The organism is Streptomyces sp. SID4985, from assembly GCF_009863025.1.
GTDB lineage: Bacteria > Actinomycetota > Actinomycetes > Streptomycetales > Streptomycetaceae > Streptomyces.
In genome coordinates, this window is the sequence record NZ_WWIR01000519.1 from 1 (window position 1) to 524 (window position 524).

Here is a 524-nt window from a genome sequence, read left to right on the forward strand (position 1 = left end):
ACGCCGCGACCGCCGCCGACCGCACCCACCAGGCCGAACGCCGCCTGGCCGAGGCCCTGGCCGCCGAGGACCGCCTCGCGGAACTGCTCGGCCTGCCCACCGCCCGCGCCGCCGTACCCGCGCAGCGCGACGGCGCCGAGGACCCCCGCGACGACAGCGAGGGCCCGCTCGCCGTCGACGAACTCGACCGCTACGCCGACGAGTTGAAGTCCCTCCTCGACGACGCCGTCTCCGCCGCCGAGCGCAGCCTGTTCGAACTGCGCACCGCCGCCGCCGACGACACCCGCATCCTCGCCGCCCTCGGCGACGGCGGTCTGCTGCCGCCCGGCCCGGATGTGCTGGCCACCGTGGAGTTCCTCGGCGAGCACGGCATCCCGGCGCTGCCCGGCTGGCGCTACCTCGCCCAGTCCGTCGACCCCGCCGACCACGCGCGCGTGCTCGCCAGCCGCCCCGAGCTGGTCGACGGCGTCATCATCACCGACCCCGACACCCACGCCCGCGCCCGCGAGGCCCTCGGCGACGCC

General features: G+C 77.7%; 1 pseudogene. It reads left to right on the plus strand.

The features are described from left to right. A pseudogene (locus GTW40_RS22575) lies at positions 1-524 on the plus strand (hypothetical protein); the annotation flags it as partial.